The 22,828-nt window shown below is 61.2% G+C and carries 22 protein-coding genes and 1 riboswitch; of the genes, 16 read left to right on the top strand and 6 right to left on the bottom strand.

All coding sequences use genetic code 11. The annotated features are described in order from the left end of the window. Positions 1-137: 137 nt before the first annotated feature. Entirely contained in the window at positions 138-353 is a 216-nt protein-coding gene (locus KJB29_RS17645) for a hypothetical protein (protein WP_215735643.1), read from the bottom strand. A gap of 102 nt (positions 354-455) precedes the next feature. On the opposite strand from KJB29_RS17645, the gene KJB29_RS17640 reads away from it, so the two are divergent. After that, a complete protein-coding gene (locus KJB29_RS17640) occupies positions 456-1,433 on the top strand; it encodes a toll/interleukin-1 receptor domain-containing protein (protein ID WP_215735642.1) in 978 nt (325 codons plus the stop codon). A 128-nt stretch (positions 1,434-1,561) separates the two neighbouring features. On the opposite strand, the gene KJB29_RS17635 is transcribed toward KJB29_RS17640, so the two are convergent. Beyond that, entirely contained in the window at positions 1,562-2,854 is a 1,293-nt protein-coding gene (locus KJB29_RS17635; protein ID WP_215735641.1) for a hypothetical protein, read from the bottom strand. 291 nt (positions 2,855-3,145) lie between these two features. On the opposite strand from KJB29_RS17635, the gene KJB29_RS17630 reads away from it, so the two are divergent. Beyond that, a complete protein-coding gene (locus tag KJB29_RS17630; protein WP_215735640.1) occupies positions 3,146-3,883 on the top strand; it encodes an alpha/beta hydrolase family protein in 738 nt (245 codons plus the stop codon). A 43-nt stretch (positions 3,884-3,926) separates the two neighbouring features. Beyond that, the gene (locus KJB29_RS17625; RefSeq protein WP_215735639.1) at positions 3,927-4,229 is read left to right on the top strand and encodes a DUF3175 domain-containing protein; all 303 of its coding nucleotides are present in this window, start codon (positions 3,927-3,929) and stop codon (positions 4,227-4,229) included. A 240-nt stretch (positions 4,230-4,469) separates the two neighbouring features. On the opposite strand, the gene KJB29_RS17620 is transcribed toward KJB29_RS17625, so the two are convergent. Continuing rightward, complete coding sequence (locus KJB29_RS17620; protein WP_215735638.1) at positions 4,470-5,564, bottom strand: putative NPN-dependent ornithine cyclodeaminase; 1,095 nt, start codon at positions 5,562-5,564, stop codon at positions 4,470-4,472. Positions 5,565-5,846: 282 nt separating this feature from the next. On the opposite strand from KJB29_RS17620, the gene arcC reads away from it, so the two are divergent. Both arcC and KJB29_RS17610 read left to right on the top strand, forming a co-directional pair. Further along, entirely contained in the window at positions 5,847-6,791 is a 945-nt protein-coding gene (gene arcC, locus KJB29_RS17615; RefSeq protein ID WP_215735637.1) for a carbamate kinase, read from the top strand. Continuing rightward, the gene (locus tag KJB29_RS17610; RefSeq protein ID WP_215735636.1) at positions 6,788-8,116 is read left to right on the top strand and encodes a cyclic 2,3-diphosphoglycerate synthase; all 1,329 of its coding nucleotides are present in this window, start codon (positions 6,788-6,790) and stop codon (positions 8,114-8,116) included. Before arcC ends, KJB29_RS17610 begins: the two co-directional genes overlap by 4 nt. Positions 8,117-8,267: 151 nt before the next feature. Here the strand turns inward: KJB29_RS17610 and KJB29_RS17605 are convergent, their stop codons facing one another. After that, positions 8,268-9,401, bottom strand: a complete 1,134-nt coding sequence (locus KJB29_RS17605; RefSeq protein ID WP_215735635.1) for a phosphotransacetylase family protein — start codon at positions 9,399-9,401, stop codon at positions 8,268-8,270. Positions 9,402-9,449: 48 nt separating this feature from the next. Then, a complete protein-coding gene (metX, locus tag KJB29_RS17600) occupies positions 9,450-10,559 on the bottom strand; it encodes a homoserine O-acetyltransferase MetX (RefSeq protein WP_004511679.1) in 1,110 nt (369 codons plus the stop codon). A 95-nt stretch (positions 10,560-10,654) separates the two neighbouring features. Beyond that, positions 10,655-10,784, bottom strand: a riboswitch (SAM riboswitch). Positions 10,785-11,014: 230 nt separating this feature from the next. On the opposite strand from metX, the gene KJB29_RS17595 reads away from it, so the two are divergent. From KJB29_RS17595 to KJB29_RS17575, 5 genes are all read left to right on the top strand, one after another. Further along, positions 11,015-11,404: a DUF948 domain-containing protein gene (locus KJB29_RS17595; RefSeq protein WP_215735634.1), complete on the top strand. Its 390-nt coding sequence runs from the start codon at positions 11,015-11,017 to the stop codon at positions 11,402-11,404. Positions 11,405-11,408: 4 nt separating this feature from the next. After that, positions 11,409-11,723 (top strand): YtxH domain-containing protein, encoded by a 315-nt coding sequence (locus KJB29_RS17590; protein WP_004511681.1) that lies wholly within the window; start codon positions 11,409-11,411, stop codon positions 11,721-11,723. Between the two features lie 76 nt (positions 11,724-11,799). Continuing rightward, the gene (locus KJB29_RS17585) at positions 11,800-13,161 is read left to right on the top strand and encodes a YhjD/YihY/BrkB family envelope integrity protein (RefSeq protein ID WP_215735633.1); all 1,362 of its coding nucleotides are present in this window, start codon (positions 11,800-11,802) and stop codon (positions 13,159-13,161) included. Positions 13,162-13,283: 122 nt separating this feature from the next. After that, positions 13,284-14,651: a penicillin-binding transpeptidase domain-containing protein gene (locus KJB29_RS17580; RefSeq protein ID WP_215735632.1), complete on the top strand. Its 1,368-nt coding sequence runs from the start codon at positions 13,284-13,286 to the stop codon at positions 14,649-14,651. Between the two features lie 14 nt (positions 14,652-14,665). After that, the gene (locus KJB29_RS17575) at positions 14,666-14,902 is read left to right on the top strand and encodes a YkgJ family cysteine cluster protein (protein WP_215735631.1); all 237 of its coding nucleotides are present in this window, start codon (positions 14,666-14,668) and stop codon (positions 14,900-14,902) included. A gap of 7 nt (positions 14,903-14,909) precedes the next feature. Here KJB29_RS17575 and KJB29_RS17570 read toward each other — a convergent pair whose 3' ends face one another. Next, on the bottom strand, positions 14,910-15,644 hold the full coding sequence (locus tag KJB29_RS17570; protein ID WP_215735630.1) for a UDP-2,3-diacylglucosamine diphosphatase: 735 nt from the start codon (positions 15,642-15,644) through the stop codon (positions 14,910-14,912). Positions 15,645-15,706: 62 nt separating this feature from the next. Between KJB29_RS17570 and KJB29_RS17565 the strand changes: the two genes are divergently transcribed. The 6 genes from KJB29_RS17565 to KJB29_RS17540 all read left to right on the top strand — a co-directional run bounded on the left by KJB29_RS17565 (position 15,707) and on the right by KJB29_RS17540 (position 22,828). Continuing rightward, positions 15,707-16,144 (top strand): UPF0158 family protein, encoded by a 438-nt coding sequence (locus KJB29_RS17565; protein ID WP_004511686.1) that lies wholly within the window; start codon positions 15,707-15,709, stop codon positions 16,142-16,144. 46 nt (positions 16,145-16,190) lie between these two features. Continuing rightward, entirely contained in the window at positions 16,191-17,237 is a 1,047-nt protein-coding gene (locus tag KJB29_RS17560) for an AI-2E family transporter (RefSeq protein WP_215735645.1), read from the top strand. A gap of 1 nt (position 17,238) precedes the next feature. Beyond that, a complete protein-coding gene (locus tag KJB29_RS17555; RefSeq protein ID WP_215735629.1) occupies positions 17,239-18,291 on the top strand; it encodes an AI-2E family transporter in 1,053 nt (350 codons plus the stop codon). Beyond that, positions 18,284-20,680 (top strand): heavy metal translocating P-type ATPase, encoded by a 2,397-nt coding sequence (locus tag KJB29_RS17550; protein ID WP_215735628.1) that lies wholly within the window; start codon positions 18,284-18,286, stop codon positions 20,678-20,680. Before KJB29_RS17555 ends, KJB29_RS17550 begins: the two co-directional genes overlap by 8 nt. An 86-nt stretch (positions 20,681-20,766) precedes the next feature. Next, positions 20,767-21,591 (top strand): PstS family phosphate ABC transporter substrate-binding protein, encoded by an 825-nt coding sequence (locus tag KJB29_RS17545; RefSeq protein ID WP_215735627.1) that lies wholly within the window; start codon positions 20,767-20,769, stop codon positions 21,589-21,591. A 7-nt stretch (positions 21,592-21,598) separates the two neighbouring features. Further along, positions 21,599-22,828 (top strand): sensor histidine kinase, encoded by a 1,230-nt coding sequence (locus tag KJB29_RS17540; RefSeq protein WP_246561893.1) that lies wholly within the window; start codon positions 21,599-21,601, stop codon positions 22,826-22,828.

The raw sequence follows: 22,828 nt of genomic DNA, 5'->3' as shown, positions 1-22,828 counted from the left end.
ACGATGGCCTATATCATCGCCGGAAAGCTCAACTTCAAGTCGCTATACCCTCAACCCACTTGAAACGTCGAAGAGCCACAAAGCGCGGCAGACGGTCGGACGCGATAAGGCCGCGCCTGCCGCTGCGCTCACCACCGTTATGCCGTAACCTTGACAATGGCGTTTAGGCAGTCCATCGCCTCTTCAAAATCCTTTGCCAATTTCTGGTGACGTTGAAGATTTGCGGTTTGGAATGTTTCGCCGCAGTCCTCACAAATTGCCCACGTTTGACCGTCACCGAACCGAGTATCATAATTGTCGTGAGGACACGGACAATGGTGGCTAATGACTTTGATTGCTTCTATAAGTTTCATCTGTCTTCCTTTCTACCACCGAAATGGCATAACCAGCTTTTTCGAGCCGTCCAGCGGCTCATAGCTGATCGTTGACCGCATGAATAAAGTTAAGGAGGAAATATGACGGCTTCTGTGAAGCTTAACTTAGGGAACATGTTTGACGGACCGACTGACGTGGTTGTTCTCCCATGCTCAACTGGAGGCACTGTAACTGGTTTTGTAGCCCGAACACTTAGCCATTATTCGCTGCCTCACCCCGCTGCCGGAATGCGGCTTGGTGAAGTGGAAATCTTGCCATTCGAGGGGGGCGAGAACATTGCTCAATTTGTTGCATTCGCCGCATCAGTAAAGTCAATGACTTCTTCGTTGGACGCTATTGAATCTATCGCTGTCAAGCTTGGAGAATTTACAAGAAAAGAATCCTCAGCGCGTGTAATCTCTGTACCTCTACTGGGCGCTGGTGCCGGAGGACTGCAAAGTGAAGCGGTTATAGCTGCACTCAAAAAAGGATTCGAAAACTCCGCCCATGATGGCGCAACCCTTATTGTTCATGTTCTTCACAAAGAAGTATTCGATCGTTTACGAGGGAATAGAAGGAGAATTGCCGGGCGACCTAAAGATGCGGTGCGAGTCTTTATAAGCCACACATCAACAACAGACGAAGGCGCTGAATGGGTTAAAGAGTTGGCTTTATTTCTAATCGACAACGGAATTCAGGCTAGGTTAGATCGTTTCCACCTCCGCCGAGGAATGGACTTGCCACAATGGATGTGCAATGAACTCGCATTGGCCCAGAAGGTAATAGTTGTATGCGATGAAACCTACAAGCAAAAGGCGGATGGCAGGCTTGGTGGAGTTGGATGGGAAACAATGATCATTCAAGGTGATGTAGCAAATTTGCCACCAGATAGCACGAAATACCAAGTGGTTGTCAGAGCGGAAGACATTAACAAGGGTCTGCCGCTGTATCTGAGGACAAAGTACGCATTTCATGCACACCCCTCTGATACAAAACAATCATTTCGCGAGGAATTGGTCAGAGAATTATTGGATCTTCCTCTGGATGAGCGTCTTGAAGCGAAACAATTTTCGCTATGACCCAGATCGATAGCCCCAAGACTGGCCAAGAAAACGCCGGTCAGGCTTATGGCATGCATTTTTCTCAAAATAAGCAGGAAACGCACTAAATCAAGAACGGCACCCTTTTCCTCATGTGGTTAGAGAGGCTACTTGAGTAGTTTTAAAAGATCGGTCAAGCACAGAATTGTGGGTTTCCAGTCTTTGACCTTACCTTCGAATTTTGCAGCTTCGGCTTCCATCGCAACTTCCGACTCCTTGAGAGACATGATGTTAGCAAGGTAATTAAGAATAGCCTTGTCTCTTCCATAGATACTCGTCTGCACAGACGGGATATCAAGCGCGAGGGTAAAGAGTCGATCGTCATAGAACGTGGTCTTGATCATATTTTTAAGAAAGTCTTTACTAAGATTTCTTGCTCGTGTCATAGCAAGGTTGCTTTTCTGAAACATTTCGGTCAGCACCTGAGCCAATAACCTGTGTGATCTAACCAGTTCTACCGCCTTGAACATGCGCCACACTATGGGGCCTTGCTTCCGCAAACTACGTCTGGCACCCCGGAAGCGCTTGCGCCCTTTAGCAGGGTTCCGCGTCGGCCATGGGTGCATAGTGTCACAGAACAGGAAGTGCTTCGTGTTTGCACCGATCCAGTCCTTTTTTAACAAACCAAGCTTTTCCTGCCGATCATGTGTTACCTGGCGATCGGGGTTGGCAGTAAGTGCGAGCAAACGTGCGATCTCTTCGTCGTCTTCCGGTAAGCTCAGTTGTGGCGATGTCTTTCCAACATCCAGTAGCAGATGATCCGGCTCAAGCCTGCGGCAACGCATTAAAGCGTCATCACGGTGCTCTGCTTGAAACACACCTTTGGCTATTGAGTGGATGGCACGGTTTAGTATGTCATTTGCTGTGCCTTTGAAGTTGTCCCAATTAGTGGTCACATTGAAGACTGTAGCCTCACGATGGTTAGCGTCAACAAATCCTCTGAGAAGGTCTACAAACTCTTCCCCTGTCCAGCCCCGCTCCACATGGGTAATCTGACAATAAAGAGCTGGAGTGCAGACCCCATGCTGATACAAATGAATTCGCAACCGCACAGTGAAAGAAATGTTTTCAAGAGTATTCGCGGTGGTAATGCGCCAGTTTGCTGGGATGCAGAATGGTTCGATAATAAGACCGGAGTTCGGGTAGATTCCCTTTATCAGAGGACTTCTTGGAGGGTGTTGGAATAACGGGCCAAGGCCCTGAATGAAGAATTCGCTTTCGGGGACAACTTTTTCGCCAAACTGTAGTTTTCTGGCTTCCTCGACGGTTTTCGACATCACTGTGTGACGAGCCTGTACTGCCTTTGTAAACCAAGGGCGAACGGACTTGTCTTGCAGCAGGTTCGGGAAAAGACTGGTTCGACTGACAATGAAGGTCGCAGCGTGAAATCTTCGGGTCATAGAATTGCTCCTCTGCGCTGGAAATGCGTCGGGGAGCACAGAAGCTCCCCGATATTTCAGTCTAACGACCTCACACGCATATAAACTATACAAGCGGTGGCACCGATGTCAATGTGACATCCATAAATTTCTGATAACTGGCACGGTTTTACTGCCTAAAATACCTTCGGATAATGGTCAGTTCAGTCGTAACCTATAAAAAGAAGACGATTCCAACAAGGCTTACGACCTGCCCGAAAACCCGGCAGGTCAAAGCCATGCCCGTTATGCTGAATACGGTAAACACCCCCCATGCTCCGTATCCTTCTCTTCATAGCCCTCGCCTATATCCTCCTGCTCGTGGCAGCGACCCTGCTGCAGCGTCGGCTCCTCTACTACCCCACCCACCATGCCGGCCATCCGGGCCTTGGCGAGTGGCGCGTCAACGGAGAGCTCATCGGCTACAGCCGCGAGGTGCCGGCGCCGGAGAATATCTGGCTCATGCTGCACGGCAACGGCGGCCAAGCCAGTGACCGGGCCTATGCGCTCTCCTCCTTCTCGGGGCGGGACTCGGTCTACATCCTCGAATACCCCGGCTACGGCTCCAGGGCCGGGAGCCCCTCCATGGAATCAATCAACGGGGCCGCAGTCGAGGCCTACAGTGCGCTACGGGCGCGTTTCCCCAAGACCCCCGTATGCGTCGTCTCCGAGTCGGTGGGGAGCGGGCCGGCGTCGGTACTGGCAGGCCAGCCACGCCCGCCGGAGAAGATGGTCCTCATCGTCCCCTTTGACACCCTGGCCCGGGTGGCCCGGCGACATTTCCCCTACCTCCCCATCGGCCTGATGTTACGGGACCGGTGGGACAACGTGGCGGCCCTCAAAGGGTGCCGGGAAGCGGTGGAGATCTTCGCCGCCCGCGATGACACCATTATCCCGGCTGCCCATGCCCGGGCCCTGGCCGACAGCCTCCCGTCCGCCCGCTTCCACGAGATACCGGGAGGACACAACGACTGGGCCGCGCCGGGGCGCGTCGCCATACGGAACCCCTGAGACAGGAGGGCAAGTGCCGGCGAACGGAGGAGAGGAGACGGAGATGGCGAAGGAAAACGAACCGTCCCGCTGGTCCCGGCGGGTGACGGAGACGAGCAACGCCCTGGACCTGGAGCCGGGGGTCTTCACCTGGGACGATCCCCGGGAGATCGCCCGCTCCCTCAAGCGCTCCGCCGACGAGAGCGATCGCCGCAAGGGGTCGCCCTTTGCTTCGTCCATGTCCATGCTAACCTTCTACATCAACCGGGCCGGGCGGAACCTTCCCGCCGACCGGCGGCATGTCCTGGAGCGGGCCAAGGACGAACTCCGGGCTCTCTGCGGCAGGCCGGCCCGCCGTCGGGGATGAGACGACCGACTGGCCTTATCCTCTCTTGCCACCCTGACCCCGCTGACTTCCTCCAAAAATCCAATAGTCAGAGACAGGATGCCCAAGACCCCGAGAAGCCAGTAAAGCCAGGACAAAAATAGTAATAAAATTGACAAATATGGAAGTACTGATGTCCAACACGGCCTACGGTCGAAAGCCGCCAGGGGGAAGGGAGCACGTTCTGTTTTCAGCTGCCGGCCAATGGAGGGTAGGGCGCACTCACCCCCGCAGGTTGTGCCAGAGGTTCACCATGAAGTCCTGGGCGTTGGTCAGAATGGCCCGGGCCTGGGCGGAGCCCCGGTTGGCCAGCTTGTCGGCGATGAATTCGGACATGTCGACGACATAGAAATAGACCGGCCGCACCGTGCCGTCGTCCATGACCCGGTAGCCCGGCGTCATGTTCCCGACGGCGATGGCGTGGAGCTGGGTGGCAAGGGCAATGACGGTGGTGGCGCGGCGGGCGTGGACCCGCATGGCGTCCTGGGCCCGGCCGGAGTCGGTGATGACCTCGGGGAGCGGCCCGTCGTCGCGGATGGAGCCGGCCAGGACCACTGGCACCCGGCGTTCCAGGCAGGTCCGGATGATCCCGTCCCCGATCCCCAGTTCGGTGACGGCCCTCTCCAGGGAGCCGTGGCGCAGGACTTCGTTGATGGCGTCCAGGTGATTGTAGTGCCCCCGGGGGACCAGTGCCTGGGTGTAGATGTCCTGGCCGAGTCCGGTGTGGAACAGGCCCGCTTCCAGATCGTGGGTGGCAAGGGCGTTGCCGGCCAGGAGGGCATGGCAGTAGCCGGCACCAATCAGGCTGGCCATGGCGTCGCGGCTGTCCCGGTCGAACGCCACGGCGGGTCCCAGGACCCAGACAATGTGGCCGTTGTCGCGGTCGTGGCGCAGGATGTCGTACAGTTCGTCGTAGGAGCGGGAAAAGGGGGTCTCCCAGGTGCCGCGGCTCCGGAAGCCGAACTTGTCGCCCGATGAGGCATCCGCCGTCGGTTCGAATCCCGTGGTGTGCACGTAGATGCCATCCTCGCCGTTCTCCGCGCGCCCCATGACGACCCTTTCCCCCTCCCGCACCAAGCGGGGCTCCACCACCCTCACTCTCTCATCCTCAAGAACGAGAACCGCATCCATTCTGCTCTCGACGGCCAGGAGCCACCTCCCGCCCCCCAGGTGGACATACTCCGGGTGGTTGGACGTGGCGTGGAAGCCTGCGGGGAGCACGCCGTCGCGGGGCGCCTTCTCCGTGCGGGCCGGGGGGGCGGCGGCCAGGCCGGGGCGGGTGAAATCGGGGGGGATATACGTCGGGAAGGGTGGCATGGGTTGCACCTCACCATAAAAAATCTATGAAACACAGGGCAACAGAGCAACTGAGTAGATCTGAAAAAGGTATTGTGGTTCTGAATCACATTTCTCAAGTCATGCCGATTAATGTACAGATTTCTCTGTTGCTCAGTTGCTCTGTGTTATTCCGATTGCCTCAAGAGCATAAACACAGTAAATCCCCCGAACCCCCCCTTGTCAATGCCGCCGCCTGCATCGGGGCCATCTCTGTGGTACCATTGCAGAGACTCTCATGAATTCACACCGGGGAGAGCACCCATGACCCGTAACGTGAACCGCCCCATCCTCCTGATCGCCCTCGGCGGCAATGCCCTGATCCGCCAGGGGGAGCGGGGGACCTGCGCGGAGCAGTTCGCCAACCTGAGGCGCCCCATGGAGCAGATCGCGCGCCTAGCGGACCGCTACCGGATTATCATCACCCACGGCAACGGCCCCCAGGTGGGAAACCTTCTGATGCAGCAGGAAAGCTGCCCAGAGGTGCCGGCCATGCCTCTGGAGATCCTGGTGGCCCAGACCCAGGGACAGATCGGCTACATGATCGAATCGAGCCTGGAAAGCGAGCTTCTGGCCCTCGGCGGGGAAAAACGGTTTCTGGTGAGCCTCATCAGCTACGTGCAGGTGGCGGAGGATGATCCCGCATTCCGCACCCCCACCAAGCCCATTGGTCCCTGCTACACGGCTGAGGAGGCCGCGCGGTTCCCGTGGCCCATGGCGGGCACCCCCAAGGGGTACCGCAGGGTGGTGGCATCGCCGGAACCCCTGACCGTGGTTGAAAAGGAAGAGATCAGACGCCTCGTGGAGATGGATTTCATCGTGGTCTGCTGCGGCGGAGGCGGGATTCCGGTGACCAGGGAGGGGCGCGCCTTCCACGGCATCGATGCGGTGATCGACAAGGATCTGGCAAGCGCGTGCCTTTGCCTTGAAGTGGGGGTGGATATTCTGGTTATTGCCACCGACGTGCCGGGGGTGGCCACCGGCTTCGGCACAGCGGCCGAGGAGTTCCTGAAGCACCTCGATGCGGACGAGGCAGGGCGATTGCTGACGGCCGGCCAGTTTCCTCCGGGCTCCATGGGGCCGAAGGTGGAGGCGGTCCTCCGCTTTGTCCGCGGAGGCGGGAAGAGGGGGGTCATCTGCCATCTGGACGAGATCGAACAGGCCGTTGCGGGCACGGCAGGAACGGAAATAACCGGAGGGACGCCATGAAGCGGAAACGAATCATCATCATGGGGGCAGCCGGGCGGGACTTCCACAACTTCAACTGCTCCTTCCGGGACAACCCCGTCTTCCGGGTCGTGGCGTTCACCGCGGCCCAGATCCCCTATATCAGCAAACGGCGCTATCCGGCGGAACTGGCCGGCAAACTCTATCCCCACGGGATACCCATCTTTCCCGAGGAGGAGTTGGGGGAACTCATCCGCCGCCTCAGGGCGGAGCAGGTGGTCTTCGCCTACAGCGACGTCTCCCACGAGCGGCTCATGCACATCGCATCCCGGGTCCTGGCCTTGGGCGCCGATTTCCTCCTCATGGGGCCGGACGCCACCATGCTCAGAAGCCGGCTCCCCGTGGTGTCGGTCTGCGCGGTACGGACCGGCTGCGGCAAGAGCCAGGTGGTCCGCTACTTCTGCGACATCCTGCGGGAGAGGGGGGTCCGCCCCGTGGTGGTCCGGCATCCCATGCCCTACGGCGACCTGGCGGCCCAGGCGGTGGAGCGGCTGGAGGGGCTGGCGGACCTGGACCGCTTCCGGTGCACCATCGAGGAGCGGGAGGAGTATGAGCACCTCCTGGACCACGGGGCTATCGTCTACGCGGGGGTGGACTACCGGCGCATCCTCCGGCGGGCGGAGAGGGAGGCGAAGCTCATCATCTGGGACGGCGGCAACAACGACCTCCCCTTCTTCCGGCCCGACCTGGAGATCGTAGTGGTGGACCCGCTGCGGCCGGGCCACGAGACTTCCTGGTACCCAGGGGAAGTGAACCTGCGCCGGGCATCAGTGGTGGTCATGAACAAGGTGAATGCCGCCGAGCCGGCGGCCATCGAGGCGGTGGCGGCGGCGGTGCGGAGCGCGAACCCGTCGGCCTTGCTGGTGCGGACGGCATCGGTCATCACCGTGGTCGAAGGGGAGCGGATCAGGGGGAAGCGGGTGCTGGTCATCGAGGACGGGCCAACCATCACCCACGGCTCCATGCCCTCGGGCGCCGGGCTCGCCGCGGCCCGCCAGCACGGCGCCGCCGAGGTGGTGGACCCGCGCCCCTGGGCCCAGGGGTCGCTGCGGGAGGTCTATGGCGCCTGGCCCCACATCGGCCCGGTCCTCCCGGCCATGGGGTATAGCACCGCCCAGGTGGCGGACCTGGCCCGCACCATGGAGGCGGTCCCCTGCGACCTGGTGGTGGCTGCCACCCCCATCGACATCGCCCGCCTGACCGGCACGGGGAAGACGGTCCTCCGTGCCTCTTACGCCATCGGCGAAGGGGAGGGGGAGCCGCTCCGGGAGGCGTTCGAGTCGTTTATTCAAACACGGCAGCTGTAATAACACTGAGCAACGGAGCAACTGAGAAATCAGTTGGTTAGCTATAGATTCTGCTTAACTCTGTTACGCGTAGTACTCGGATTTCGACGGAATTTCCCCTCAAATTTTACTCCGTTGCTCAGTTGCTCAGTGTTTCAAACGCATTTGAATGTCAGGGAGTGCGAGGACGGTCTGGATCACGTGGGGCCGGCCCGAAGAGCGCATCGAGCCGGTCGAAATCGAGGCGGGTTTCGGCCAGGCTCCTGATGAGGGCGAGCTTTTCGGTGTCTTCGGCGGTGATCTTCGAGACATCCTCGGTGATGAGGTGGTACAGCTCGGCAGTGGTGTGGGTGTAGTTGCGGAGGAAGGGGATTTTGCTCCGCTCCAGGATCTGCTGGGTGATGGTGCTGACCGGGATGATCCCCGGGATGACGAGCCCCACGAGCTTGGAGCGGTATTCGGGCATCTGGTAGAGGTTGGCCAGGGTCACGAGGAGTTCGTCGCGGCTGCTGGTGACGATGAGGAGGGTGGAGTCCCGCAGCAGTTCCGCCACCCGCTGGGTAGAGGCGGCGCCGATCTGCACGTTGTGGATGATCCGGTTCCGGTCGCGCCGGTTGCCGTGGAGGGGGAGGTCCAGGAGCTTCGAGACCCGGTCCAGCGTCGGGTTGGCCAGGACCGGCTGGTAGTCGAAGCCGCCGATGACGGGGAAGGGTTCGTCGGCGAAGGCCCGCTGCAGGTAGTCGAGGATATGTTCACGCTTGTGGGGGACCAGCTTGTTGGCCAGGATGGCCCGGACCTGGGCACCCTCCTTCTCGAAGAGGGCCAGGTCCACGGAGACCGCGTCCACCACGTTCCCCACGCCGCCGCCGGTCACCATGAGCACCGGCGCATCGAGCATCCGGGCGATACGGGCGTTGGAGAGCTTCATGACGGAGCCGACTCCCGGATGCCCCGACCCTTCGATGATGATGAAGTCGCACTGCTTCTCCAACTCGGCATGGGCTTCCAGGATCCGCTCCCGGAGTCCGTCGGGGGAGATCTCGCCGTCGATGACCTTCCGGCTGGTGTCGGGGTAGACCACCACCGGCGACATCCAGCGCAGGTCTTTTGTCAGGCCGAAGACCTGGGCCATGAGGGCCGCGTCCTTGTCCATGGGGACCCCGCGCAGCGTCGCCGGCTTGGGACCCAGGGGTTTCATGAAGCCGACCCTGCCGTATTTCTTCCGGGCCAGGTGGAGCAGCGAGAGGCTGGTGGTGGTCTTGCCGCAGTTCTGTCCCGTGGCCGCTATGAAGATTTTCCTCGCCATCGTTCACCTCCCGGCAGTGCATCACTGCAACGCAATGTTCAGCCGAGGCTACTCCGAACGTTCCACCTTGTCGAGGAATTCCCGCACCATCGGCGCGAAGGTCTCGTGTTCCAGGAGGAAGGCGTCGTGGCCGTAGGCCGATTCGATCAGGTGGTATTCGACCGGCTTGCCGAGGGAGCGAAGGATGGTCGCCATCTCCTCGGTCTGGTAGGGGGGGTAGAGCCAGTCGGAGGTGAAGGCGAAGAACTGGATCGGCGCCTTTACCCGGGAAAACGCCTCCTCCAGTGACTCGTACCCCCAGGCCGTGTCGTAGAGGTCCAGGGCCTTGGCCAGGTAGAGGAAGGAGTTGGTGTCGAAGCGGTCCACGAAGTTGTAGCCGTTGTAGGAGAGGTAGCGCTCCACCTCGAACTGGCCGAAGAAGTCGAAGAGGCCGTCCCGGGCGTTGAAGCGGCGGCCGAATTTCTGCCACATGGACTCGTCGGAGAGAAAGGTGATGTGGCCGATCCCCCGGGCCAGGGCCAGGCCGTCCTTGGGGTTCTTCCGGTATTCACCCTTCTTCCAGGTGGGGTCGTTGAAGATGGCCCAGCGGGCCACGGCGTTCAGGGAAATGGCTTGGGGGGACGGGCGGCTCGTGGTGGCCAGGGCGATGGCGGAGCGGATCCTGTCCGGGAACTGGGTGGCCCACTCCAGTGCCTGCATCCCCCCCATGCTCCCGCCGAGGACGGTGAGGAGCCGGTCGATCCCCAGGTGGTCGAGGAGGAGGGCCTGGGCCCTGACCATGTCGCGGACGGTGATGACGGGAAAGGTGAGGTTATAGCGCTTGCCGGTTTTCGGGTTGATGGAGGCGGGGCCGGTGGAGCCGTAGCAGGAGCCGATGACGTTGGAGCAGATGACGAAGCACCGGTCGGTGTCCAAGAGCCGGCCGGGGCCGACGATGGCGTCCCACCATCCCGGCTTCGTGTCCTCCTCGCTGTTTTTCCCCGCCAGATGGGCGTTGCCGGTCCAGGCGTGGGCCACCAGGATCGCGTTGGAGCGGTCGGCGTTCAGCTCGCCATAGGTCTCGTAGGCGAGGGTGATGGGGCCGAGGATGCGGCCGCTCTCCAGCCGGAGTTCCGTGTCGAAGGTTACTGATTGTTCCTGTACGATGCCGACGGACATGCGTCAATCCTGAATAAATGGTTCGGAAACAAAAGCCCCTTCCCGCGGTGGCGAGAAGGGGCTTTGTTGACAGTTGTGGCTATCGTCAAGCGCCGTTCTCATCTTTGCCTCCCGGCAGGATTTAGCACCTGTCACCTTCCGGTTCGCCTTCGTGCTCGAATGCGACCCGGAAGACCGGTTGCTGTGGCTTCGCAGGGCCTTTCCCTCCACCACTCTTGATAAGAATGCGTTTCTATTTAATTTTCCAGAAAGAATACGGAAGCCCCCGAGGTTTGTCAAATGAAAATTTCCCCGGCACTGGAGGTGAAACTCCGCGCCAATCCTGAGCATTTCGTTTGCAAACGCCGACGGGGATAGGGTATAGTGGCCCCGCTTCCGGCCTTAACGGTACGCTTGCATTATCCCGCTCCTCTTCTATACTTACACTACTTTCCGTTCCTGGAGGAATCGACCGCATGACTGTGACCGCAATAGCCGTGGTGGTGATTGCCCTCGCCCTGGTGGTACTGGTGGCTTTCATTATCCCGACTCTGATCGAGATTCGGAAGGCCGCGGCAGACCTGCGCGTCTTCGTGAGCCGTACCGGCGGCGAACTGAAGCCGGTGCTCCTGGAGCTTGAGCGGACCCTCACCGAACTGCGTACGGTGACCGAGGGGATCGCCGAGAAGCGCGAGGATGTCCAGACCTTCATGGAGGCGGTCGGCGACACGGGCCGCAACCTCCGCACCATCAACACCGTGGTCAGTTCGGTGGCCCATGCTGCGGCAACCTCGTCGGTCTGGATAACTGGCGCCAGGGCGGCAGGCAAATTTCTTGCTCAACGACTCATCACGAAAAGGGGGTAATGACATGGCAGACGAAGAAAAAGGGATAAGCGTCGGAACGGTGTTCCTCTCCTTCCTGGCCGGCACGGCGGTCGGCGCGGGGCTGGGGCTCCTGCTTGCTCCGAAGACCGGCAAGGAGATGCGGGAAAACATCATGGATCTGACCGATGATGCGATCGACAAGATCAAGGGCTTCACCAAGGAGGCCCAGGGCAAGATCAAGGACACCTATGAGGAGACCAAGGACCTGATCGCCGAGAAGAAGTCGATCATCACCTCCGCCATCGAGGCCGGCAAGGAAGCGATGGATCGGGAAAAAGAAAAGTACGGACAGATGTAGCAGCCTCCTGTTTATGCACGAAAAAGCCCACCTCGCGTGGGCTTTTTCGTAAGCAGGGCCGGCCGGTGCGGGAGCCATGGCGCAAAGAGAATCTGCGGTGGACAGGATCATAGGGTTTTTCACCCATGCCCTCTGGGAGATGGAGCCTGACTCCTTTGGCCCGGTGAAGGGGCGCCTGCTGCGGTGTCTGCAGATCGGCGCCCTGGTGGTCAAGGACTTTCTGGACGACCAGTGCCTCATCCGGGCTTCAGCCCTGGCCTTCTCCACCCTCCTCTCCATCGTCCCGTTCTTTGCCCTCGCTTTCGCAGTATTGAAGGGGTTTGGAGTCCAGAATACCCTGGAACCGTTTATCCTCGACCAAGTGGCAGCCGGCTCCCACGAGATTGTCGACAAGATCGTCACCTACATCAACAACACCAAGGTCGGGTCCCTCGGCGCCATCGGCCTTGCGGCCCTCTTTGTCACGGTCGTGACGCTCCTCGGCAACGTCGAGGAGGCCTTCAACACCATCTGGGGGGTCCGGGAAACCCGTACCCTCTACCGCAAGTTCAGTGATTACCTGAGCGTGCTGGTGAGCGGCCCGATCCTCCTTTTTGCCGCGGTGAGCACGACCACCACCATTGAAAGCCAGGCGTTCGCCCAGTGGATCATGGGATACACGTATCTCGGCGACGCGCTGCTGGCCCTTTTTCGCCTGGTCCCCTACCTCAGCATCTGGATTGCCCTCGTCTTTCTCTACATGTTCATCCCCAACACCAAAGTCCGCTTCCGCTCGGCCCTTGTGGGAGGGATTATCGCCGGTACGATCTGGCAGGGCGCCCAGTGGGGGTACATCCACTTTCAGGTGGGGGTGGCAAAGTACAACGCCATCTACGGGACACTGGCGGTGCTGCCGGTCTTCATGGTCTGGCTGTACGCCAGCTGGGTCATTGTTCTCCTGGGGGGGGAAGTGGTTTACGCCCATCAGCATCTGAGGACCTTCCGGCGCGAAGTGCGCACCCCCGCCATCAGCAGCGCGGCCCGGGAACGCTTGGCCTTGGTCGTCATCTACGAGATTTCCCTGGCGTTCCATAATGATCGCCCGGCCTGGAGTGTTACCGGGCTTGCCGAGCACCTCGATGTGCCCGAGCGTTCCGTGAGGGAGCTCCTCGAATGTCTGGAAGACGAAGGGGTCCTGGCGGCGGGGTGCGGCGATGATCCCCTCTACCTACCGGCCCGGGACCTGGAGCACATCAGGGCCGGGGAGGTGCTCTCCTCCCTGAGGAATCAGGGAGTCGGGCTGCCCGGCCAGCTGGGAGGGGAGGACCATGCCGTCGTGGACGAACTCTGGGAAGCCATCGAGGCGGCGGTTCGGAGCGCCCTGGGTGATCTAAGTTTCCGGGATCTGGCGGAGCGTGTGCCGTCGTCGGGTGAACCTCTGTCGAGGCGTGATTCATGAGAGGCTGGTAACGGGGGCCGTCGTTGACAAAGGGAGGGGTTTTGCATATAGTGACGGCAATGTAACCGCCACGAATTCCATGTATTCACGCCTGTTTCGGGTAGCCGGACCCTTTTCCATATATGCAAGATTTTAAACATCTGACGAGAAAGCGCCGTTTTTCATTTTCCGCCCTCACCGGGCGCCGGAAAGACCCTCCCCGCAACTCCTTCAAAAGACTCGAAAGCAAGAGGCTCGAAGAATCGAAGCCCCGGAAAAAAAGTCTTCGGGTCCTCCTTCCCGTGCTGGCGGCCCTTATTGCCGCCTATCCGGTGTTTTCTTCCGTGCTTTCGGGGCGAACGGCCGTTTCCAGCGATCAGAAGGAGGCGCAACCTGCCGGGAAGCTTCCCCGCGATCTGGATATTTACAGCTCCTTCCGTCTCGGTGCCGGCCTCTTTCCCCTGGCCCGGCTTGAAGGCGACCGCCTCGTTGCTCCCGTTCCCGAAGGGGGGAGAGTGGTCTTTGCCATCGACAGTACGATTCAGGAGAGGGTCAGGGAGGTCATGACCCAGTTCGATGTTCCCTACGGGGTCTTTGTTGCCATCGAACCCAAGAGCGGCAAGGTCCTGGCCATGGTTTCCCACTCGTCCGTCTCTCCCGAGTGGGAGGAGCGGGCCTTTTACGGGGTCTACCCCATGGCCTCCCTCTTCAAGATCATCACCGCCACGGCGGCCCTGGAACAGGGGAAGGTAACCCCCGATACGGTCATCCCCTTCCGGGGAGGGCTCTATTCGGAGAGTGCCCGCTACTGGAGTTCCCTCCCGAAGCGGGGCGCCCAGGAGATGGACCTGACGACCGCCATGGGGAAATCGGTCAACCCGGTCTTCGGCCGGGTCGCCTGCGACATCGCCGGGAGGGAGTCGGTGCTGCGCTGCGCCGAGCGCTACGGTTTCAACCACTACCTCCTCCCCGGGACCCCGGTCCAGCCGAGCCGGGCCGAGTACCCCCGGACCGACAACGATCTGCGCCTCATGGGTGCCGGCCTCGGCCGGGAAGTGAAGATTTCTCCCATTCATGTGGCAGTCATGATGGCAGCCATCGCCAACGGCGGCACCATGCTCGCCCCCTCCCTCGTGGAGGAGATCAGGAACACCGGAAACAAGGTGACCTACACGCATCAGCCCCGGACCATCCGCTCCATCGCTGCTCCCGAAGTGACTGCCCAGCTCACGCGAATGCTCTCCACCACCGTCACCAGCGGCACTTCCCGCCGAGCCTTCCACGACAACCATGGACGTCCCCGGATCGCCAATGTCAACATAGCCGCCAAGACCGGCTCCATCAACGGCACTGATCCCGAGGGGCACTACAACTGGTTTGCCGCCTACGCTCCCGTTGAGAATCCGCAGATCGCCCTCGCCGCCCTCGTCATCAATCAGGACAAGTGGAAAATCAAGGCGTCATATCTGGGTGAACAGGCCCTGGAGGCGTTTTTCGCCAAGGGGCGGTAGTCGAGGGGAGATCCATGGAGTGTCTGAAGTGCGGCACTTGCTGTACCGCTCCTGATATTACGACGCTCGGAAAGCCGGTTGGGGAGAGGTGTCGGCATCTGGGCGAGGCAGGGCTCTGTACCGCCTATGATGTGCGCCCCGCGGTCTGCCGGGGGTATCGCCCCGACGAAACCTGCCTCCTGGTGGCGGCGCCGACCCTGGAGGAGCGGGTTGGGAAATATTTGAGGCTCTTTGGCCTCGACGTGACGTGAAGGTTTTTTACTGGTCCCCGGTCCCCGGTCCCCGGTATCGCCTCAGCGATACCACCCCGTCCCGCCACTCCCCGTAGGTATAGTGGGTGAGCCAGTCCCCCAGGGAGAGGAGAACCTTTCCGCCGGCTTCGTCCAGGAACGGGATGTGGAAGTGGCCCGAGACAACCACGTCGTACCCCTCGCGGAAGCGCCGGGCGGCGAATTCCCGCAGGAGCGCCGGGTAATCCCAGCGGTGCTGCCGCCGGCCATGGTTCTTCCTGCTGCCGCGGGACATCCGTTCGGCGATACGGGAGGCGACCGAGGGGGGAACGACACGGGTGGCCGCCCGGACGAGGGAGCTGTGGAGGATGAAGCGGAGGAGCCGGTAGGAGTAATCCCGGCTGTTCACCTCGTCGCCGTGGCAGAGATAGACCTGCTTTCCCTCGATGGTGACGAGGGCCGGGCCGGGATGGACCCGGGCGCCGAGGGTCTTGGTGAAGAACGGCCCCATGTGGAAGTCGTGGTTTCCCTCCAGGTAGACGATTTCCGTGCCGTTTTCCGCCAGTTCCTGGAGCTTTTTCAGAATCGGAAGGTAGTGGGCGAAGGGGACCGTTTCGTAGCCGATCCAGAATTCGAAGAGATCGCCGAGGATGAAGAGGGTGTCGACGGTTCCCCGGAGTTCTGTCAGAAATTCCACGAGGAGCCGGTAGTTTTCGTCTCCCTCGTGCCGCAGATGGGCATCGGCGATGAAGATAGCGCGCATGGCGGCACTATAGAACAAAAGGCCTGCAAAGGTAAAGATAGAGAGAGGAAGACGGGTTAGCCATGGGGTTCATGCGTGATGTGGAGATAGTCTGGGACGATCTCCTGGAGGCCTTTGACAATCCGGACGAAGGGATCATGTACTTCCTCGACCGGGAGACGGGGGAGATATTCGCCGTCCCTGCCGACTACGAGGACGAGGAGTTCTGGCGCGACCTGGAGGCGAGCGGCGAGCGTTTCATCCAGATTCCCGCGTTCGATTACGATCAGGAGCGCCTGCTGCTCCACGAGTTCATCCGCGGGGTCGAAAATGAGGCCTTGAAGCGGATGCTCGAACGGGCCTTCGAGGGGAAGAAGCCCTTCGGGAAACTGGACGAGATCCTCTCCTTCTATCCCGAGGAGTTCGACCGCTTCATGGCCATGAAGGAGGAGATCATCTCCGAGCGGATCAGGCGCTGGCTCGAAGAGCATGATCTCTTCGGAGCTGAAGAGGAATTCTAAGAGCCTGCCGGCCAGCGATGGCGGCATCAAGGGAACGGGGACAACCATGGGAGAGAGAGCACCGGCCGCGCAGAGGGGGATCATGTGGTTCCTTGCGGCCGCGGCCGTGATAGCCGCGGGCTATGCCGTCAGCCACACCCTTTCCTGCTTTCTCCTCTCCTTTGTCCTCGCCTATCTCCTCGATCCGGCCGTGGTCCTCCTGGAGCGGCGGGGCCTTCGCCGCAGTTGGGGGATCGTCGCCCTCTACCTGGTCCTCACGGTCCTCTCGCTCTTCTTTGTCGCCTTCATTGTCCCCTTTGCCAGCATCCGCTGGGAGGCGTTCCTCAAGGGACTTCCCGCCTACCTCCAGAAGGGGAAGGCGATCGTCCTCTCCTGGAAGATGCAGGCTCTTCCCGCCGGTGCCGACGATGAGTGGCGCTGGCTCTTCGAGACGGCAACCGGCCAGATCGACAAGATGGCGGCACGCCTGGGCGCCGGCGTCTATGAGGCAGCCACGGGTTTTGTCTTCAACCTGTTCAACCTGGTCCTGGCCCCCATTCTCATCTTCTTCATGCTCTGGTACAAGAATGAGATCAAGACCGGGATCATCACGTGGCTTCCCCGTTCCCGGCGCGAAGCGGTCCTTACCCTGGGGCGGGAGATCAACGCCAGCGTCGGCGGCTACATCCGGGGGCAGCTCATCGTTTCGGCCATCGTGGCAATCCTTTCCATCATCGCCCTCTTCATCCTCGGTATCGACTATCCCTTCCTGAACGGCATCTTCGCGGGCCTCGCCTCGGTTCTTCCCTTCATCGGGGTGATCCTGGCGACGCTTCCTCCGTTGTTCTTCGCCTATGTCCAGTTCCAGAGCGGTTTCGTGCTCCTGAAGGTCATCGGGTCCTTCGCGGTGATCTACTTCCTTGAGGGATACGTGGTGAAGCCTCTGGTGTTCAAGGAGTCCATGGACCTCAACCCCCTCGTGACGATTATGGTCGTCATGCTCTTCGGAGAGCTCATGGGGTTCTGGGGAATCCTGCTCGCCATCCCCATCGCCGCTGCGGTCAGGATCGTCGCGGACCACGTGCGGCGCGGCGATCTTTCGGGAGGGGCGTAAGGTGCGCCCCCGGGACGCGGCCCATATCGCCTGGTTTCTGGCCGCCACCCTCGGGGTGGTGCTCCTGGCGGGCCACGTGGCCCGTCACAGTCTTTCGGCAATCCTCACTTCCCTCGTCATCGCCTACCTGCTGAACCCCTTCATGAAGTACCTGGAGCGCAAGGGGCTCGGCCGTATCCCCGCCATCGCCATCCTCTACCTCTGCATCGCGGTGATGGTGTTCTTTTCGCTCTTTGCGCTTATCCCGTACCTGAACCATCAGCTGGAAGCGTTTCCCCGGGCAGTCCCCCGCTACGTACAGAACCTGGAGAGGGTCATGGAGGTGTGGAAGGCACGGCTTTCCCCCTATTACGGCAGCGACGAGGGGACATGGCTCATCGCCAGTGCCCAGGATTCCCTGAAAAAACTGGCCCTGGACGTGTCGGGCAAGGGATACCAGGAGTTGAAGGCGGCCCTCTTCGGACTGTTCAACCTGGTCCTGGCGCCGATCCTCGTCTTCTTCATGCTTTCCTCCAAGCAGTTCTTCAAGGACCTGACCCTCCGCTTCGTCCCCCCCCGGGAGCGCCACTCCTTCCGGGAGGTGGGGAGGCGGATCAAGGAGTCCCTGGAGCGGTTCGTCATGGCCCAGTTCTTCGATTGCCTCCTGGTGGGGATCCTGTCGGCCCTGGCCCTCTACCTCCTCGGGATCGAGTTTCCGCTCCTGAACGGCTTCGTGGCCGGGTTCGCGTCGGTGGTCCCCTACGTGGGAGTGATGGTGGCGGTGATCCCCCCGGCTCTCATGGGGTATGCCGAGACCGGGGACCTCATGATCATTCCCAAGGTCTGCGCCGCCTACTTCGTCATCAACGTCATTATCGAGGGGAACCTCATCAAGCCGCTCCTCATGCGGGGAACCCTGCGCCTGAACCCCCTGGCGGTGGTCTTTGCCCTCATGGCCCTGGGGGAGCTCATGGGTTTCTGGGGGGTGGTGCTGGCGGTGCCGGTGGCGGCGGTGGTGAAGATCTGCGCCGTGGAGCTGAAGGGGTATCTGGTGGGAGGTGAGAGGGATGCGTAAGACGATGTTCGGCATAACCGGGATGCACTGCGCCGGGTGCGCGGCCCGGATCGAGAGGGAGATCGGCCTGATGGACGGGGTCGTCATGGCGGTGGTGAACTTTGCCACCGAGGAGATGGCGGCGGAGTACGACGAGGAGAAGACCTCGGAAGACGTCATCGAAGCACGGGTGAAGGAGTTGGGGTACGGGACGCGTCGGGCCGCGGTGGCAGGGGAGCTCCGCTTCGGGGTCCGGGGGCTCCACTGCGCCTCCTGCGTGGCGAACCTAGAGAAGAAGCTCCTCTCCAACCCTGCCGTGACCGCCGCCGTGGTGAACCTGGCTCAGGAGGAGGCCCTGGTCCGGTTCGATCCGGCCCGCCTCGGCCAGGCCGACATCTTCGCCCTGGTGACGGAGGCCGGGTACACCCCGGTGGAGCCGGAGCGGGGGGGGGCGGAAGCCGCGTCGGAGCTCCTCTCCCAGCGGAACTGGTTCATCCTGAGTGCCGTTCTCTCGCTCCCCATCATGCTCACCATGGCCCAGCACGACAACCGGGCCGTGGGGTGGATGAACCTGGTGCTGGCCACCATCGTCCAGTTCTCGGCGGGGCTCACCTTCTACCGGGGGAGCTGGTTCGCCCTGAAAAACAAAAGCGCCAACATGGATGTTCTGGTGGCGCTGGGAACCTCCGCCGCCTACTTCTACTCCCTCTTCGCTTTCTTCGGCGCCTTCGGGGAGCACGGGGGCCATGTATTCTTCGAGACCTCGGCCATGCTCATCGCCTTCATCCGGCTCGGCAAGTACCTGGAGGCCCGGGCCCGGGGCAAGGCGGGAGAGGCCCTGAAGAAGCTTCTGCGGCTCCAGGCCGACAAGGCGCGGCTCGTGACCCCGGAGGGGGAGCGGGAGGTGCCCGCCTCCGCGGTCCGGGTGGGGGACCTGGTGCGGGTCTTCCCGGGCGAGGCCCTTCCCGTGGACGGGGAGGTGGTTGAGGGGAGCTCCACCGTGGACGAGTCCATGGTCACCGGCGAGTCGGTGCCGGTGACGAAAAAGCCGGGGAATCCGGTCACCGGCGCCACGGTGAACAGAAGCGGCGTCCTCACGGTCCGAGCGACCCGCATTGGCGAGGAAACGCTCCTCTCCCAGATCGTCCGGATGGTGCGCGAGGCCCAGGCTGACAAGGCCCCCATCCAGCGCTTTGCCGACCGGGTTTCCGGCGTCTTTGTGCCGGTGGTCATCGCCCTGGCCGTCATCACCTTCGCGGTCTGGTACTGGGGGCTCCACCAGGAGTTCCTCTTCGCCTTCAAGCTGGCCATCGCCGTGGTGGTCATCGCCTGCCCCTGCGCCATGGGGCTTGCCACCCCCACCGCCATCATGGTGGGGAGCGGCGTGGGGCTCAATCGGGGGATCCTCGTGAAGCGGGGGTCGGTACTGGAGAACATCTCCCGGGTCCAGGCGATCCTTCTCGACAAGACCGGTACCCTTACCCGGGGGGAGCCGGCCCTCACCGACCTCGTGCCGGTGCTGGGGGAGACGGAGGAGCGGCTCCTGACGCTCCTTGCCGCAGCCGAGTCCCGCTCCACCCACCCCCTGGCACAGGCTGCCGTGGCCGGTGCGGCGGAACGGGGCGTGATGCCGGCGGAGACGGCCGACTACCGGGAAATCGAAGGGGGGGGCGTTGTCTGCACCGTGGCCGGAGAGCCGGTCATGGCCGGGAACGCCCGCTTCCTGGAGGAGGCGGGAATCGTCACCGCACCACTGGTGGCCGATGCGGCGCGGTTGGGGGGGGAGGGGAAATCCCTGGTCTTCGTGGCTGCAGGGGGGCGCCCTGTGGGGGTCGCTGCCCTGGCCGACCGGCTCAAGGAGGGTTCGGCCGCGGCCGTGGCGGCCATGAAAGCCATGGGAATCGCCACCTTCATGATTACCGGCGACCACCGGGCCGTGGCCGCTGCCGTTGCCCAAGAGGCAGGGGTCGACGGCTTCGAGGCGGAGGTCCTTCCGGGCCGCAAGCAGGAAGTGGTGAAGGAGTACCAGGCGAAGGGGCTTTTCACGGCCATGGTGGGGGACGGCATCAACGACGCTCCGGCCCTGGCCCGGGCCGACGTGGGGATCGCCATCGGCGGCGGCACCGATGTTGCCAAGGAGACCGGCGACGTGATACTTGTCCGGGACGATCTCATGGATGTGGTGCGGGCCATCCGGCTTGGTCGGGCCACCCTCGCCAAGGTGAAACAGAACCTGTTCTGGGCGCTCTTCTATAATATCCTCGGCATTCCCGTAGCCGCGGGGGTTCTCTACTATCCCCTCGGCATCACCCTTAAGCCCGAGTACGCCGGGCTTGCCATGGCCTTCTCGTCGGTGTCGGTTGTGACCAACTCGATTCTTCTCAGGAAAGTTGGCAAGAAATTTGAATGAAATTTAATTTGTTTTTGTTTTCAAAAGTTTGACGCCAGCACTGTTCCGCGCACCATGGCGGTCAGTGTTGTTCAGGGGGATGATGGATGGAGCGGATGGAACGGATGGTGCTGACATTTTTTGTCGCGGTGATGATGTCGGCCGTTACGTCCTCATGGGCACAAGACCCGCCGATTGTGGTGGCCGGTTCCGGTACGTGCATCCCCATCGTCCGCATTCTTGCCGAGGAATTCCAGCGTTTCCATCCTGGCATGGAGGTGCGGGTTCCCCCCAGCGTCGGTTCTGCCGGCGGAGTCACGGCCGTTGCTGACGGAGCGGTGGAGATCGGTATGGTTTCCCGCCCCCTCCTGACCGACGAAGCTGAAAAGGGGCTCGTATTCAAACCGTTTGCCCGTACAGCGATCGTCTTTGCCGTATCTCCTTCGGTTCCCGACCGGGACCTGAGCTCCGCGGATATCGTTGCGATCTACCGCGGTCAGAAGAACCGGTGGAAGAACGGCCGTACGATCGTGGTCCTGACCAGGGAGCCCCGGGACAGCGGCATAGCCGTGTTGCGGGGAAAAATCCCGGGGTTCGGGGAAGCCTATGATGCCAGTCGCGACAAAAAATTCTGGGCAACCTTTTACACCGACCAGGAGATGAATCAGGCCCTTGCGCGGTCGCGGGACGTTCTCGGCATTACCGATCGGGGGGCCGTTGTGGCGGAAAAGCTTCCCGTGAAGATGTTGAGTCTGAACGGGGTCGAACCCCATGACAACAATGTGCGCAGCGGGAGATACCCCCTGTCCAAGACCCTTGCCTTTGTCCATCGTCCGGGAACGCTTTCTCGGACCGGCACGTCGTTTCTTCGATTCGTTTTTTCCGGCAGGGGAAGAAAAATACTGAAAATGCATGGCTATCTGCCGGAATGAGGTGAGGATGAGGGGAGGCAAGCGGGGACATATAGCGATAGCAAAGCAGATGGCGAACCGGCTCTACCCCCTCGCCCTGGCGATCGCGCTCCTCATCGGCATCGGCTTTCCGGCGGTCTATGCCATTCTGGCAGCCGAAGTACAGATGAATACCGCGACGTGCCACGCCGGGGAACTGGCGGAGCGGCTCGGGAAAATGGCCCGCGAGGATGTCACCCTCTGGAAGTTCCAGAACCAGAAGTATGCCGCTGTCCTTGACGATTTCCTCCCCCAGAAAAACATCATGCATGTAAGGATTCTCGATGAATCGGGAAAAGCGCTGACGATGTTCGATCGTGTTGAAGCCCACGGAATGCCGATTTTCAGACCCTTGGCCCTCAGCAGCGAGGCTCCCATCGTCTTCAACCGGCAAACCATCGGGACCGTTGTCATCGAAACGGCGTCGGACCGGCTGATCCTCTCCACCGTTGCCGTTTTTCTCTTTTTCGCCGTTGTTGGTTTCGGCCTGGCGGTCTCCGTCTACCACTATCCCACCCGGGTGGCAAAGGGGCTCGAAGGGGAGATCGGGGGGCTCATAGCCGAGCTTGAATCCTTCAGCTACACGGTGTCCCACGATCTCCGCGCGCCATTGCGCCATATCAGCGGTTACAGCGGTGTTCTCCTTGAAGACCACGGCGACAAGCTCGGGCCAGATGTTCGGGAGATGCTGTCCCGCATCCACGGTTCCAGCGAGAGGATGAAGGAGATCGTCGATTCCCTCCTGGAGCTGTCGCGTATCGGCAGGACCGAGCTCAAGCGGGAACGGGTCAATCTCGGAACCATTGCCCGTGACATCGTGGATGGCCTCAGGTCATCGGGAGGGGAGCGTCAGGCAACCTTTCGCATTCAGGAGAATGTCATGGTCGAGGGAGACCCGCACCTCCTGCGGAACGTGCTGGAAAACCTCCTCGGCAACGCCTGGAAGTTCACCGCCAAAAGGAATGTTGCCGTCATCGAGTTCGGGACGGTGGAGGTTGAAGGAAGTGAAGCCTGTTTTGTCCGGGACAACGGCGCCGGGTTCGACATGGCTTACGCCGACAAGCTCTTCGCGCCGTTCCAGCGGCTTCACAGCGCCGCTGAATACGAGGGCTCCGGCATCGGCCTCGCCACGGTACGGCGCATCATCAACCATCACGGGGGAAATCTCTGGGCTGAAGGAAAGCCCGGCGAGGGAGCGGCATTCTATTTCTCGCTCTGA

This window comes from Geobacter grbiciae, from assembly GCF_018531165.1.
Taxonomy (GTDB): domain Bacteria; phylum Desulfobacterota; class Desulfuromonadia; order Geobacterales; family Geobacteraceae; genus Geobacter; species Geobacter metallireducens.
This window is presented reverse-complemented; position numbering and strand designations above follow the sequence as displayed.

Excerpts from the sequence above, each read along its gene's own strand:
- KJB29_RS17645 (WP_215735643.1), bottom strand. The coding sequence starts at position 353 with ATGAAACTTATAGAAGCAATCAAAGTCATTAGCCACCATTGTCCGTGT.
- KJB29_RS17640 (WP_215735642.1), top strand. The coding sequence starts at position 456 with ATGACGGCTTCTGTGAAGCTTAACTTAGGGAACATGTTTGACGGACCG.
- KJB29_RS17635 (WP_215735641.1), bottom strand. The coding sequence starts at position 2,854 with ATGACCCGAAGATTTCACGCTGCGACCTTCATTGTCAGTCGAACCAGT.
- KJB29_RS17630 (WP_215735640.1), top strand. The coding sequence starts at position 3,146 with ATGCTCCGTATCCTTCTCTTCATAGCCCTCGCCTATATCCTCCTGCTC.
- KJB29_RS17625 (WP_215735639.1), top strand. The coding sequence starts at position 3,927 with ATGGCGAAGGAAAACGAACCGTCCCGCTGGTCCCGGCGGGTGACGGAG.
- KJB29_RS17620 (WP_215735638.1), bottom strand. The coding sequence starts at position 5,564 with ATGCCACCCTTCCCGACGTATATCCCCCCCGATTTCACCCGCCCCGGC.
- arcC (WP_215735637.1), top strand. The coding sequence starts at position 5,847 with ATGACCCGTAACGTGAACCGCCCCATCCTCCTGATCGCCCTCGGCGGC.
- KJB29_RS17610 (WP_215735636.1), top strand. The coding sequence starts at position 6,788 with ATGAAGCGGAAACGAATCATCATCATGGGGGCAGCCGGGCGGGACTTC.
- KJB29_RS17605 (WP_215735635.1), bottom strand. The coding sequence starts at position 9,401 with ATGGCGAGGAAAATCTTCATAGCGGCCACGGGACAGAACTGCGGCAAG.
- metX (WP_004511679.1), bottom strand. The coding sequence starts at position 10,559 with ATGTCCGTCGGCATCGTACAGGAACAATCAGTAACCTTCGACACGGAA.
- KJB29_RS17595 (WP_215735634.1), top strand. The coding sequence starts at position 11,015 with ATGACTGTGACCGCAATAGCCGTGGTGGTGATTGCCCTCGCCCTGGTG.
- KJB29_RS17590 (WP_004511681.1), top strand. The coding sequence starts at position 11,409 with ATGGCAGACGAAGAAAAAGGGATAAGCGTCGGAACGGTGTTCCTCTCC.
- KJB29_RS17585 (WP_215735633.1), top strand. The coding sequence starts at position 11,800 with ATGGCGCAAAGAGAATCTGCGGTGGACAGGATCATAGGGTTTTTCACC.
- KJB29_RS17580 (WP_215735632.1), top strand. The coding sequence starts at position 13,284 with ATGCAAGATTTTAAACATCTGACGAGAAAGCGCCGTTTTTCATTTTCC.
- KJB29_RS17575 (WP_215735631.1), top strand. The coding sequence starts at position 14,666 with ATGGAGTGTCTGAAGTGCGGCACTTGCTGTACCGCTCCTGATATTACG.
- KJB29_RS17570 (WP_215735630.1), bottom strand. The coding sequence starts at position 15,644 with ATGCGCGCTATCTTCATCGCCGATGCCCATCTGCGGCACGAGGGAGAC.
- KJB29_RS17565 (WP_004511686.1), top strand. The coding sequence starts at position 15,707 with ATGGGGTTCATGCGTGATGTGGAGATAGTCTGGGACGATCTCCTGGAG.
- KJB29_RS17560 (WP_215735645.1), top strand. The coding sequence starts at position 16,191 with ATGGGAGAGAGAGCACCGGCCGCGCAGAGGGGGATCATGTGGTTCCTT.
- KJB29_RS17550 (WP_215735628.1), top strand. The coding sequence starts at position 18,284 with ATGCGTAAGACGATGTTCGGCATAACCGGGATGCACTGCGCCGGGTGC.
- KJB29_RS17545 (WP_215735627.1), top strand. The coding sequence starts at position 20,767 with ATGGAGCGGATGGAACGGATGGTGCTGACATTTTTTGTCGCGGTGATG.
- KJB29_RS17540 (WP_246561893.1), top strand. The coding sequence starts at position 21,599 with ATGAGGGGAGGCAAGCGGGGACATATAGCGATAGCAAAGCAGATGGCG.